General features: G+C 69.3%; 15 protein-coding genes. 9 read left to right on the top strand and 6 right to left on the bottom strand.

The window, feature by feature from the left end; all coding sequences use genetic code 11:
• Nucleotides 1-434, bottom strand: a 434-nt coding sequence (locus VGC18_RS05040) for a GNAT family N-acetyltransferase (RefSeq protein WP_331094878.1), incomplete at its 3' end; no start/stop codon positions are given.
• A gap of 115 nt (nucleotides 435-549) precedes the next feature.
• On the opposite strand from VGC18_RS05040, the gene VGC18_RS05035 reads away from it, so the two are divergent.
• From VGC18_RS05035 to VGC18_RS05025, 3 genes are read left to right on the top strand one after another with little or no spacing between them, the layout of a single operon-like run.
• Nucleotides 550-1,023, top strand: a complete 474-nt coding sequence (locus VGC18_RS05035) for a DUF6993 domain-containing protein (protein WP_331094875.1) — start codon at nucleotides 550-552, stop codon at nucleotides 1,021-1,023.
• A 42-nt stretch (nucleotides 1,024-1,065) separates the two neighbouring features.
• Nucleotides 1,066-2,748, top strand: a complete 1,683-nt coding sequence (gene ettA, locus VGC18_RS05030) for an energy-dependent translational throttle protein EttA (protein WP_331094873.1) — start codon at nucleotides 1,066-1,068, stop codon at nucleotides 2,746-2,748.
• A 49-nt stretch (nucleotides 2,749-2,797) separates the two neighbouring features.
• Nucleotides 2,798-3,256 carry a thioesterase family protein gene (locus VGC18_RS05025; RefSeq protein WP_331094870.1) on the top strand — a complete coding sequence of 153 codons (459 nt, stop codon included), beginning with the start codon at nucleotides 2,798-2,800 and terminating at the stop codon, nucleotides 3,254-3,256.
• 51 nt (nucleotides 3,257-3,307) lie between these two features.
• Here VGC18_RS05025 and VGC18_RS05020 read toward each other — a convergent pair whose 3' ends face one another.
• The 3 genes from VGC18_RS05020 to VGC18_RS05010 are packed head-to-tail and all read right to left on the bottom strand — an operon-like array spanning nucleotide 3,308 to nucleotide 6,121.
• Nucleotides 3,308-4,816, bottom strand: coding sequence for an oxidoreductase (locus VGC18_RS05020; RefSeq protein WP_331094868.1), 1,509 nt, complete (start codon nucleotides 4,814-4,816; stop codon nucleotides 3,308-3,310).
• Nucleotides 4,813-5,670 (bottom strand): FAD:protein FMN transferase, encoded by an 858-nt coding sequence (locus VGC18_RS05015; protein WP_331094866.1) that lies wholly within the window; start codon nucleotides 5,668-5,670, stop codon nucleotides 4,813-4,815. Before VGC18_RS05015 ends, VGC18_RS05020 begins: the two co-directional genes overlap by 4 nt.
• Nucleotides 5,663-6,121, bottom strand: coding sequence for a hypothetical protein (locus tag VGC18_RS05010; RefSeq protein ID WP_331094864.1), 459 nt, complete (start codon nucleotides 6,119-6,121; stop codon nucleotides 5,663-5,665). The genes VGC18_RS05015 and VGC18_RS05010 overlap by 8 nt, the downstream gene beginning before the upstream one ends.
• Nucleotides 6,122-6,288: 167 nt before the next feature.
• On the opposite strand from VGC18_RS05010, the gene VGC18_RS05005 reads away from it, so the two are divergent.
• Both VGC18_RS05005 and VGC18_RS05000 read left to right on the top strand, forming a co-directional pair.
• A complete protein-coding gene (locus VGC18_RS05005; RefSeq protein WP_331094862.1) occupies nucleotides 6,289-6,795 on the top strand; it encodes a sigma-70 family RNA polymerase sigma factor in 507 nt (168 codons plus the stop codon).
• Nucleotides 6,792-7,490, top strand: a complete 699-nt coding sequence (locus tag VGC18_RS05000) for a zf-HC2 domain-containing protein (protein ID WP_331094860.1) — start codon at nucleotides 6,792-6,794, stop codon at nucleotides 7,488-7,490. Before VGC18_RS05005 ends, VGC18_RS05000 begins: the two co-directional genes overlap by 4 nt.
• Before the next feature lie 8 nt (nucleotides 7,491-7,498).
• Here VGC18_RS05000 and VGC18_RS04995 read toward each other — a convergent pair whose 3' ends face one another.
• Nucleotides 7,499-8,029 carry a hypothetical protein gene (locus tag VGC18_RS04995; RefSeq protein WP_331094858.1) on the bottom strand — a complete coding sequence of 177 codons (531 nt, stop codon included), beginning with the start codon at nucleotides 8,027-8,029 and terminating at the stop codon, nucleotides 7,499-7,501.
• Nucleotides 8,030-8,205: 176 nt separating this feature from the next.
• On the opposite strand from VGC18_RS04995, the gene VGC18_RS04990 reads away from it, so the two are divergent.
• A complete protein-coding gene (locus VGC18_RS04990; RefSeq protein WP_331094856.1) occupies nucleotides 8,206-8,712 on the top strand; it encodes a sigma-70 family RNA polymerase sigma factor in 507 nt (168 codons plus the stop codon).
• The gene (locus VGC18_RS04985; RefSeq protein WP_331094854.1) at nucleotides 8,709-9,443 is read left to right on the top strand and encodes a zf-HC2 domain-containing protein; all 735 of its coding nucleotides are present in this window, start codon (nucleotides 8,709-8,711) and stop codon (nucleotides 9,441-9,443) included. The genes VGC18_RS04990 and VGC18_RS04985 overlap by 4 nt, the downstream gene beginning before the upstream one ends.
• Before the next feature lie 7 nt (nucleotides 9,444-9,450).
• On the opposite strand, the gene VGC18_RS04980 is transcribed toward VGC18_RS04985, so the two are convergent.
• Nucleotides 9,451-10,350, bottom strand: a complete 900-nt coding sequence (locus tag VGC18_RS04980; RefSeq protein ID WP_331094852.1) for an acyl-CoA thioesterase II — start codon at nucleotides 10,348-10,350, stop codon at nucleotides 9,451-9,453.
• A gap of 67 nt (nucleotides 10,351-10,417) precedes the next feature.
• Between VGC18_RS04980 and VGC18_RS04975 the strand changes: the two genes are divergently transcribed.
• Together VGC18_RS04975 and VGC18_RS04970 are read left to right on the top strand one after the other, a co-directional pair.
• The gene (locus VGC18_RS04975) at nucleotides 10,418-11,095 is read left to right on the top strand and encodes a hypothetical protein (protein WP_331094850.1); all 678 of its coding nucleotides are present in this window, start codon (nucleotides 10,418-10,420) and stop codon (nucleotides 11,093-11,095) included.
• A 15-nt stretch (nucleotides 11,096-11,110) separates the two neighbouring features.
• Nucleotides 11,111-11,317, top strand: a 207-nt coding sequence (locus VGC18_RS04970; RefSeq protein ID WP_331094848.1) for a HutD family protein, incomplete at its 3' end; no start/stop codon positions are given.

Genomic DNA, 11,317 nt, shown 5'->3' with positions numbered 1-11,317 from the left:
ACCCGGATCTCGATGCGATTCAGACCCATCTCGAGAAAGCCGTATCGCGTGAGGGTCCGCACGACATCGGTGCCGTAGCCCTTGCCGTGATGGTCAGGGCCGATCATGAGAGCCAGCGTCGCCGCGCGTACCGGGAGCTGCGCGCCGGAAAGCGTGGCATGGCCGATCAGCTCCCCGGACTCGATGGCGCACACGCTGAAGCCCACGCTGCCCGCCGACGTGTTGACGCTCCAATCCCGGAACATGTCCGCAGTCGCCCGTTCCGGTCGCGGTCGGACGAGCACCTGCTGCAGGGCTGACCACCGCGGATCGGCCCACCAGGTGTCGAGCAGAGGAAGGTCTGCCTCCTGGAGCCCTCGCAGCCGGACGGCCTCGCCTGCGAGGAGACCGCTTCCGTACTCGTTCGCCTGCTGGGAATCGATCCATGGGGCCATGCCCTCATTATTCCGCGACGCCGGATCCTCTCCCGAGCTCTCCCGGACTCGCCAGGATGCCACCGTAGACTCGTCTCGGTCGGCCGCGAGCGCGGACGCGGAGGGGATGGACAGGATGAGCAGGTCCCGCCTGGCGCTGGCAACCGCGACGGCGCTGGGCGTCGTCGTCCTGCTCGCCGGATGCGTCTCCTCGACCCCCGCCCCCGTGCCGACGGCGTCGCACAGCGCTCCCTCGTCGGCCACGGCGACCTCCGCGCCGGCCCCGGTGTTCGACCCCAAAGGATCCGCGAAGGACAACAAGGCCTACTTCGATCAGGTGAACAACAAGCTGTTCGCCGCCAACGGGTCGGCGAACGGCCGGGACATCGTCGACAACCTCGTCTCCGCCGGTTTCGACAAGACGGACATGCAGGTCACCCCGGACAAGAGCTCGATCAACGGTGCGGTCGACTCCATCCTGTTTTCCGTCAAGATCGGCACGGACTGCCTGCTCGGCCAGCACGGCTCCGGCGGCTATAGCAGTGCCGTCGAGGCCGCGTTGAAGGACGGCAGCTGCCTGGTGGGGAAGACCCGTCCGATCGACTGGTAGCCCGTCGTCGGGCGCCACGGCCCCTTTCCGTAGAATGGGGGCATGGCCGAATTCATTTACACGATGGTCCGCGCCCGCAAAGCGGTCGGCGACAAGCTCATCCTCGACGATGTGACGATGTCCTTCCTGCCGGGGGCGAAGATTGGGGTCGTCGGGCCGAACGGCGCGGGCAAGTCGACCATCCTCAAGATCATGGCCGGACTGGACACCCCCAGCAACGGCGAGGCGAGGCTCAGCCCCGGCTACAGCGTGGGCATCCTCATGCAGGAACCGGAGCTCGACGAGAGCAAGACCGTCCTCGAGAACGTGCAGGAGGGGGTCGGCCCGATCAAGGCGAAGGTCGACCGCTTCAACGAGGTCTCGCTCGCGATGGCCGATCCCGACGCCGACTTCGACGCCCTCATGGCCGAGATGGGCTCGCTGCAGGAGGACATCGACGCCGCGGACGCCTGGGATCTCGACTCCCAGCTGGAGCAGGCGATGGATGCGTTGCGCACACCGCCCGGCGACGCGACGGTCGCGAACCTCTCCGGCGGTGAGAAGCGCCGGGTCGCCCTCACCAAGCTCCTGCTGCAGAAGCCGGACCTCCTGTTGCTCGACGAGCCCACCAACCACCTCGACGCCGAGAGCGTTCTTTGGCTCGAGCAGCACCTCGCCCAGTACCACGGCGCCGTGCTCGCCGTCACCCACGACCGGTACTTCCTCGATCACGTGGCCGAGTGGATCGCCGAGGTCGACCGCGGCCACCTCTACCCGTACGAGGGCAACTACTCGACCTATCTCGAGAAGAAGCAGGAGCGGCTGAACATCCAGGGCAAGAAGGACGCGAAGCTGTCTAAGCGACTCGCCTCGGAGCTCGAGTGGGTGCGCAGCAACGCCAAGGGGCGTCAGGTCAAGTCGAAGGCGCGTCTGGCCCGTTACGAGGAGATGGTCAACGAGGCGGAGAAGACGAGGAAGCTCGACTTCGAGGAGCTGGTCATCCCCGTCGGACCGAGGCTCGGAGCCCAGGTCATCGACGCGAAGAGGCTGCAGAAGGGCTTCGACGGGCGCATCCTCATCGACGGCCTCACCTTCACGCTGCCCCGCAACGGCATCGTCGGCGTGATCGGGCCGAACGGCGTCGGCAAGACGACGCTGTTCAAGACGATCGTCGGCCTCGAGCCGCTCGACGCGGGGGAGCTCAAGGTCGGCGAGACCGTCGACATCTCCTACGTCGACCAGGACCGCGGCGGCATCGATCCGACCAAGACTCTCTGGGAGGTCGTGTCCGACGGGCAGGACTACATCCAGGTGGGCAAGACCGAGATCCCGTCCCGCGGGTACGTGTCGCAGTTCGGTTTCAAGGGCCCCGACCAGCAGAAGAAGGCGGGGGTGCTGTCCGGCGGTGAGCGCAACCGGCTCAACCTCGCCCTGACCCTCAAGCAGGGCGGCAACCTCCTGCTGCTCGACGAGCCGACCAACGACCTCGACGTCGAGACGCTCGGGAGCCTGGAGAACGCCCTCCTGGAGTTCCCCGGCTGCGCCGTGGTCATCACCCACGATCGGTGGTTCCTCGACCGCATCGCCACGCACATCCTCGCCTACGAGGGAACGGACGAGAACCCGGGGTACTGGCACTGGTTCGAGGGCAACTTCGAGGCCTACGAGGAGAACAAGATCGAACGCCTCGGACCGGATGCCGCGAAGCCGAACCGCTCCGCCTACCGCAAGCTCACCCGCGGTTGAGCCGGCCGGACTCCGCCGCCTCCCGCTCCGAAAGACACCTCACGATCCCATGACTCGACTGCATGCCCGGGTTCCGCTGCGCTGGTCCGACTTCGACGCCTACGCCCATGTCAACAACGCGGCCATGCTGCGGATCCTCGAGGAGGCGCGCATCCAGGCCTTCTGGCCCCGAGACGACGAGGACACGGACGACGACGACACGACGGGGGTCGCGATCATGGACTCGCGGCCGGGCGCCGAGTTCAACATGGTCATCGCCAAGCAGACGATCGAGTACCTCGTCTCGGTGCCCTACCTGCGGGCCGCCCTCGACGTGGAGATGTGGATCGGACGGATGGGCGGGGCCAGCCTCGAGATCGAGTACGAGGTCTACTCGCCGGAGGGCACGAGCCCGCGAACGCTGTTCACCAGGGCCGCGACCACCATCGTCATGGTGACCGCGGCCACCGGCAGGCCGGCCCGCATCCACCCCGACCAGCGCGCCGCCTGGACGCCCTACGTGGAGTAAGCCCCCGGGGACAGTGCGGGTCGGGAGCCGGCGCGGGTCAATAGCCGGAGATCAGTAGCCGGAGAAGTAGTCGGCCCGGATGCGCCGCACGCCGAGTCTCCGCAGGTCGCGCTTGAGCGCGGTCACGAGCGCCGGCGGGCCGGAGACGTAGGCGGTGCGGGCGGCGAGGTCGGGGACGGCCTCGGCGATCCGGGAGCCGGTGAGGCGGGTGGCACCGAGATACAGCCACCCCTCCGGGGCCGCGGGTGGTTCAGAGGGCGCGACGACCAGCACCCGGATCCCGCTGGCGGCGAGCTCCTCCGAGTAGGCCAGCTCGTCGAGGCCGCTCACGGCGTAGACGAGCACGATGTCCCTTCGCTGTCCCGTCGCGCCGAGGTGTCGCAGCTGGCTGATGAACGGCGTGATGCCGATGCCGCCGGCGACGAGCAGCAGCGGGACGGACGGGTCCCTCGGCAGCAGGAAGTCGCCGCCGACCGAGGTCGCGAGCAGACGGTCTCCCGGTTCCAGCACGAGCAGCGCGCGCTTGAAGCTGCTCGCGTCCGGTGGCACCGTGAGCCCGAAGGCCAGCTGGCCCTCGTGCGGGGCGGAGGCGATGCTGAAGGTGCGGCGGATGCCTCGGGTGTCGGCACCGCGGTGCGGCAGCGTGAACTCGAGGTACTGCCCCGCCCGGAAGGCGACGGGGCGCGACGGGGCGAAACGGAGCTCTCGGGTGGAGGGGGTCATCGCGCTCGAACCGACGAAGTCGAGGCGGACGGCCCGCCGCTGACCGAAGAAGAAGGCGATCAAGTTGCCGACGACGAGACCGAGCTCCGGAGAGTTGTAGAGCGGGCCGAGGTGGAAGGGGACCTCCACGATCACCGCGGCGACCGCGGCGATCGTCAGCTGCTGCCAGCGCAGCGGGGGAAGGGTCAGCGGCTCGTCGAGCATGAAGCCGGCCATGAAGAGGATGGGGGAGGAGGCGATCGAGAACCAGACGGCCGTGCCGACATCCATTCCCCCTGTCGACAGCCTGACGATCGAGATCGCGAGCGCGACGACGACGAACAGCCCGACGAGGGCGAACCGTCGCACCCGGTAGACGACGAGGAAGGCGCCGATGGCCACCGGTGCCAGCAGCAGCGGTGTGCCGACCCACCAGACGGCGGCGCTCAGCTGGGTGAACGCGATGATCAGGGCGGCGACGGCCGCCGGATTGAAGAGGTGGCGGCCGCGGATCGCGAGCACGTACTTCGAGGCGCTCGCGATCACGGCGACCAGCGCGAGCACGAGGAGGTCGTGCGGGTCCGTCGTCGGGAAGAAGAGGAAGAACAGCAGGAGGGCGGTGATGATCGAGGACTCGCTGTGCGGCTTCACCCGGAACGGAAGTGCGATCAGCCGATTGGAGAGATAGGTGACCACGAGGGAGGTCGCGAGCGTCGCGAGCAGTTGCAGCGGGGAGAACGACAGGCCGCCGGGGATCAGCGACAGCACGATCGCGATCGCCGCGATGGCGCCGAGGACGATCACGACCAGCCGGTACATCGTCACCCGTCCGGTGAGGCGGTCGAGCCAGGCGGTCATCGGAACATCTCCCCGGGGAAGTCGATCGAGCGGTCGAACCGGCCGGAGGCGAACATCCTCACATAGTCGAAGTCGAAGATCTCCGCGAGCCCGCCCGGCTCGGTGAAGAACAGCGCGGTGGCCAGCCCGTCGGCGACGAGCGCGGTCTCCGCGATCGCCCAGGTGGCGATGACCTCGGTGGTCGGCGCGCCGGTGCGTCCGTCGACGATGTGGTGGAGGCCAGTGCCCCAGACCCGGCGGTTCGACCCGGAGGCGCAGATCGACCCGTGCTCGAGCTCGGCGACGCCGATGGCGAGGCTCGGATCCAGCGGATGCTCGAGCGCGATGCGGCGCGGTTCCGTCTCGGAGACGAGCAGGTCGCCGCTCGCATCGATGACGAACTCGTGCACGCCGTTCTCGCGAAGGATCTCCCCGACCAGGTCGACGAGGTAGCCCTTGCCCGCCGCTCCCACGTCGATGAGGACGGGGGAGCGGGTGGTGACGAGGGCGCCGTCGCGGGTGACCTCGGTCGCCCAGTCGGCGGGCGCCAGATCCTCCCCGTTGCGCCGGAGCGAGTAGGCGGCGTCGTAGCCGAGCCGCTCGAGCGAACGCCCGACGAGCGGGGTCACGGCTCCCTCCGTGCTGTCGAACAGTCGGTCGTAGAGGTCGAACAGCGCGGTCGAATCGTCGGGGAACCGATGCTCGCCGCCGCTGCCGGCGACGGCCGTCACGAGCGAGTCGGCCCGGAATCGGGAGTAGGTCCGATCGAAGTCCTCGACCCGGTCACGGATGCGCGCCTCCAGCGGGCCGTCGATCGGCTGCCGGCTCTCGATCGACCAGCGGGTGCCGATGGCGGGGAAGGCCAGCTCAGGCACGGGCGGCCGCCTCGATCTTCGTGACCGCCTCGTCGAATCCGCCGCTGGTGAGCGAGGAACCGGACACGTTGGTCACATTGAGGCTGTCGATCTTCTTGCCGACCACCTTGCCGGCGATGCCGCTGTCGAAGTCGGCCTGGTAGGACTTGGCGGTCGGATCGGTGGCGTGGCCGTTGACGTCGATGGACTTCACGATGCCGCCGCCGAGGGTGATCGTCACGGTGATCCGGCCGAGGCCCGCGGGGGACTGGTAAGTGCCGTCCTCGGTGTAGGTGCCGTCCTTGTAGGTCGTGCCGGACGCCGGCGCCGACCCTGCGGGGCTCGAGGCCTTCGGCGCGGCGCTCTTCTCCACGGTGGGGGTGGCCGCCGTCGTGCTGCAGCCGGCGACCGCGACCAGCAGCGACAGTCCGGCCATGGCGGAGAAGGTGTACTTGGCTGACAGGGTGGTCATGGGAATCTTCATGATCTCTCGATTCTGGGGAACGCCCGGGGGCTGGGATGTCGTGGGTGAAGTGCTCACATGTTTCGCCCTTCTCCTGATGTAACGGTGTGCATCCCCATTCGGTTCACCTCGAATCGAACTATTTCTGGCAGGGTTGTCTGGACGGAGGGTGGCGGGTGGTCGAGCGACAGGACGAACTGCTCCGGGCGCTGCACGACGAGCACGCCCCGGCGCTGTGGCGCTACGTCGTCTGGCTGACCGGCGATCGCCATTTCGCCGAGGACGTGGTTCAGGAGACGCTCGTGCGCGCCTGGCGTCGCCCGCAGGTGCTCGACCAGTCCGGGGGCTCCACCAGGGCCTGGCTGTTCACCGTCGCGCGCAACCTCGTCATCGACGACAGGCGCAGCGCCCATGCCAGGCACGAGATCGCCGCGGAACAGCTGCCGGAGCGCGCCTCGGAGGACGGGACCGAGGCGATGTTCGACGCCTGGGTGGTCTCGGATGCGCTTGCCAGCATCTCCGACGACCACCGCCGGGTGGTTGTCCTCTCCTACTACCAGGGCCGTTCCGTCGCCGAGATCTCCACCGAGCTGGGCATCCCGGAGGGCACGGTCAAGTCCCGTCTCCATTACGCACTGCGAGCCCTGCGGCTCGCTCTCCAGGAACGAGGGGTGACCGCATGAGCGGGATCGACCGATACGCCGACTGGGACGCCGCCTACGTGCTCGGATCCCTCTCCGAGGAGGAGCGGCTCGAGTACGAGGCCCATCTGGCCACCTGCGATTCCTGTTCGGCGGCCGTGGCTGAGCTTGCCGGCGTCCCCGCGCTGCTCGGCCGGCTGCCGTCCGCCGACGCCGAATCGTTGCTCGGAGCCGTCCCCGAGCCGCCGGTCGTCGTCCCGCCGATGCCGGCGACGCTTCTTCCGCGGATCGCCCGGTCGGTGCGCAGACGCAGGCGCCGTGCACGGGCGTTTGTCGCCGGCGGCCTGGTCGCGGCGGCGGCCGTCGCGGCATCCATCGCTCTCGTGTTCCCGCTCGTGATCGGCGGGGCGCATCCGGCCGGCGGAACGGAGCTCGCCCTGGCCAGGGTCGTTCCGAGCTCGCTGAGCGCGAGCGTCCGCCTGGAGCCCACCGACTGGGGGACCAGGATCGAGATGACCTGCCGGTACCGGAGCGGCGGGCCGTCCTACGGCTCCGGGGAATACGCCATGGTCGTCACCGACACCGCCGGCCACAGCTCCCGGGTCGCCACCTGGACGGCCGAGCCCGGATCGACCGTCCAGCCGACCGGCACGACGAGCCTCGCCGCGTCTCGGATCGCCAGCATCGACGTACGCCGGGTCTCCGACGGCGAGGTGCTGCTGTCCGGCAGCCCCTGAACCGGCGATCAGTATCCGCCAGTGCTGCCGCCGGTGCTGCTCGTCGGGGCGGTGGTGATCTTCGAGCCGGAGGGTGAGACCGCCCACCAGATGCCCATGAGGCCCTGGCCGTTGACGTCTCCGGCTGCCTTGTCGCCGGAGAAGGTGTAGATCGGCCGCCCGTCGATGGTGATCTGGTTGCCGCCGGCGACACCGGTGATCGTGCCGACGGTGCCGCTGATGCCGCTGACCGTGGGCGTGGTCGAGGAGGAGGTGATGGCCGGCCACAGGCTCTCGCACTGGCCGGTGCAGGCGCTCATGCCCGAGTTCGCCGTGTCCTTGTCGAAGAAGTACGCGGTCATGCCCTTGCCGTCCACGACGATGGTGCCGAGGGAGGTCTTCGCCACCCCGGCGTCGCCGCTCACGGCCGTGCTGGACGAGGAGGATGACGGGGCGGAGCCGGTCGAACCGGAGCCGGAGGCCGCCATGCTGGCACAGCCGGCCAGGGTGACGATGGCGAGGGCGGCCCCGGCGAGGGTGAGTGCGGTTGTGGTCTTCACGAGTGTCTTCTTTCGCTGTCGCGTGGATGAGGCGGTCCGGGCCGCCCCGCGGATGTCCCGCTGATGTGACGACGGAGCGGGGGCTCCCCTCGTTCATCCGCACAGCGGATCCACAGGGATGCCCGTCGATCTGAACGAAAGGCCGTCCCGCCTCGTTGTATCCAGTGGAGGTGCTCATGCCGGACGATAGGGCGCAGTTGCTGCGCGAGCTGCACGACGCCCACGGTCCCGCGCTGTTCCGGTACGTCGCCAGGCTCACCCGCGATTACTCCTTCGCCCAGGACGTGGTGCAGGAGTCCCTGCTGCGGGCGTGGCGACGGCCCGCCCTCCTCGAGCAGACGGGGGAGGCGGCGAGGGCGTGGCTCTTCACCGTCGCCCGCAACCTGGTGATCGACGACCGGCGCAGCGCGCGGTTCGCGCACGAGATCACGACCGAGGATCTCCCGGAGGCCTCCGTCCCCGACGACACCGAGACCGTGCTCGATAAGTGGCTGCTCTCCGATGCCCTGCTCTCCCTGTCGGTGGAGCACCGCACGACGGTCGTGAGCGCCTATTACCTCGGCCGATCCGTCGCGGAGATCGCCAGGAACGAGAACATTCCCGAGGGGACGGTGCGATCCCGAATGCACTACGCACTGCGCGCCCTTCGGCTTGCCCTACAGGAAAGAGGTGTCACCCAATGAACGACAACGTTGATCCGTTTCGGGATTGGGACTCGGCCTACGTGCTCGGCGCGCTCGGCTCCGATGACCGCCGTGCCTTCGAACGGCATCTGGCCACCTGCCCGGCCTGTGCCGCGGCCGTCGCGGAGCTCGCGGGACTGCCGGGCATCCTCGGCCGGCTGACCGCCGACGAGGCCGTCGCGGTCGACAGCGCCGTCCGGGACGAACGGCTGCGGGACGGGATGCACGATCCCGGACGCCTGCAGAGGCTCGCGGCCTCGGTGAGGCGTCGGCGACGCCGCGTCCGCGCCGGGCTTCTCGGAGCGGGCCTCGGCCTGGCGGCCATCCTCGTCGTCGGCGGCATCGTGGCCGGGACGGGCATGCAGCCGACCGGCACGTCGATCGCCGGATCGACCGGCCACGCATCCAGGAACGCCCTCGCGATGGAGCAGGTCCAGCCGGGTGTCATGACGGCTGAGCTCACCGTGAGCACGAAGGCCTGGGGCACTCGTCTCGACTGGAACTGCAGCTACCTGGCGCAGGGCCCGTGGGGACAGGGCGACGGCTCGGCGAGCTATGACCTGGTCATCACCGATCGGTCCGGGAGGCAGACGACCGTCGCGACCTGGACGGCGAGCGGGCCGGGCGCCACCGGACTGGCGGCGTCCACGAGCGTGCGGGCCTCGGACATCCGGAGCGTCGACATCCGCCGGACGGGCTCGGACACCGCCCTCGTGCGGACCATGCTCTAGCCCGGGTTCAGCCGAAGGGCAGGTAGCCGGGGCCGCCGCCCTCGTGCGGGACCCTGACCATGCCCTCCTGGGCGACGCTCGCGATCAGCAGGCCGTCCCTCGTGAAGATGCGCCCCTGCGACAGGCCCCTTCCGCCCGTCGCGGTCGGGGACTCCTGGGTGTAGAGCACCCAGTCGTCGAGCCGGCCGAACCGATGGAACCACATGGCGTGGTCGAGGCTCGCCGCCTTGAGTCCTGGGGTGATCCAGGCGATGCCGTGGCGCCGGAAGATCGGCTCGAGGATCGAGTAGTCGCTCACGTAGGCGAGGGCCGCCCTGTGCAGGCCGGGGTCGTCCGGCAGCGGCCCGGTCGTCTTGATCCACAGCGCCTGATGGGCGACGTGCGGTCCCTCGACCGAGAGATAGACCGGAGAGGGGACGTGGCGCATGTCGAACGGCCGCTCGTTGGCCCAGACCCGGGCGACCGGATGATCGATGCCGCTCAGCGCCTCGGCGGCCGTCGGCAGGTCCTCCGGCTGCGGGAGGCCCTCCGGCATGTCGATCTGGTGCTCGAGACCCTCGTCCTCGTCCTGGAACGAGGCGATCATCGACAGGATGGGCAGTCCGTCTTGGTAAGCCTGGGTCCGGCGGGTGGAGAAGGAGCGGCCGTCGTGGATGCGGTCGACGGAGAAGGTGATCGGCAGGTCGAGCCGGCCGGGCCGGAGGAAGTAGCCGTGCATCGAATGGGCGGAGCGGCCCTCCCCGATGGTGCGCTGGGCGGCGACGAGGGACTGGGCGAGCACCTGGCCGCCGAAGATCCGACCCTGGGGCATCCACTGGCTCGGCCCGGTGAAGATGTCCTCGCTCGTGCGTGCGCCGGTGTCGGTGAGGTCGAGGGCCGCGAGCAGATTGCCGAGCGGATCGGTCATGTCTTCTCCAGTCGTTGTGTTCTCTCGGCGACATCGGCCGCCGGGCTCCTAGTAGTTTAGAGAGCAGATGAGCCAGACGTTTTCCCTCGTTGATTCCCTCTCCCTCGGTGACCTGCAGGTGTTCCTCGGTCGCGCCGCCAGGGTGGAGGACGGTTCCGTGCGCCTGATCGCCGGCTCCGGAGTGCTCGCCGTCTACGTCGCGGTCCTGCACCCCTCCGGCCTGCTCGACGAGAGCCCCACCGTGCTCGGCCTGCGCACCTTCGCCCTGACCACCCGCGACTCCTTCGATGTGGTCGTCCCCATCCGATCGCTCGTCGAGCGCCTCGTGCGCCTGCAGTCGGAGGTGGTCGATCCCACGGCCGCGGTGACCGTGACCCTGCCGATGCAGGTCAACACGGTGACCTGGACCGCCATTTCGCCGCCGCGCGGCGGATGGACCCGGCTCGAGGAGGTGGACGGCTCTCTGCTCGAGACCGTCGCGGCGGCCGGGATCGCGGAGGTGGCCGAGGCCATCCCCACCGGCACCGGAGAGCAGATCGTGCAGCGGGTGCGGTCGGAGGTCTGGGGCAGGCCGATCGCCGGCCTCGAGTACGTTCCCGCCGGCGCCGCCTTCGCCGCCGTCAGCCTGGGCTTTCTCGGCGGCGGGGATGCGGTGCGTCTCTTCGAGACCGGCCCCTGGACCCGGCTGACCAGCCAGCGGGGACACGTCCTGGTCAAGCGTCGCGCCTGGAGCCTGCGGAGATGACGGCGTGAGCCCGCGGTGCGTCTCCTGTCCGGGATCGGCCCCGTCGTGAGCGTCTCGGTCAGGGAGCTCCGCCGCGAAGACTACCCGGTGACCCCGTGGAAGAACGGTCTCGGCATCACCCGCGAGGTGCTTCGACACCCCGTCGGGACGACGGGCGAGACCTTCGACTGGCGTCTCAGTATGGCGGAGGTCACGGCGGACGCGCCGTTCTCGCCGTTTCCC

The organism is Lacisediminihabitans sp. (assembly GCF_036404185.1).
Lineage (GTDB): Bacteria > Actinomycetota > Actinomycetes > Actinomycetales > Microbacteriaceae > Lacisediminihabitans.
The sequence above is the reverse complement of the archived record's forward strand: the minus strand, read 5'-3'. Positions and strand labels throughout refer to the sequence as shown.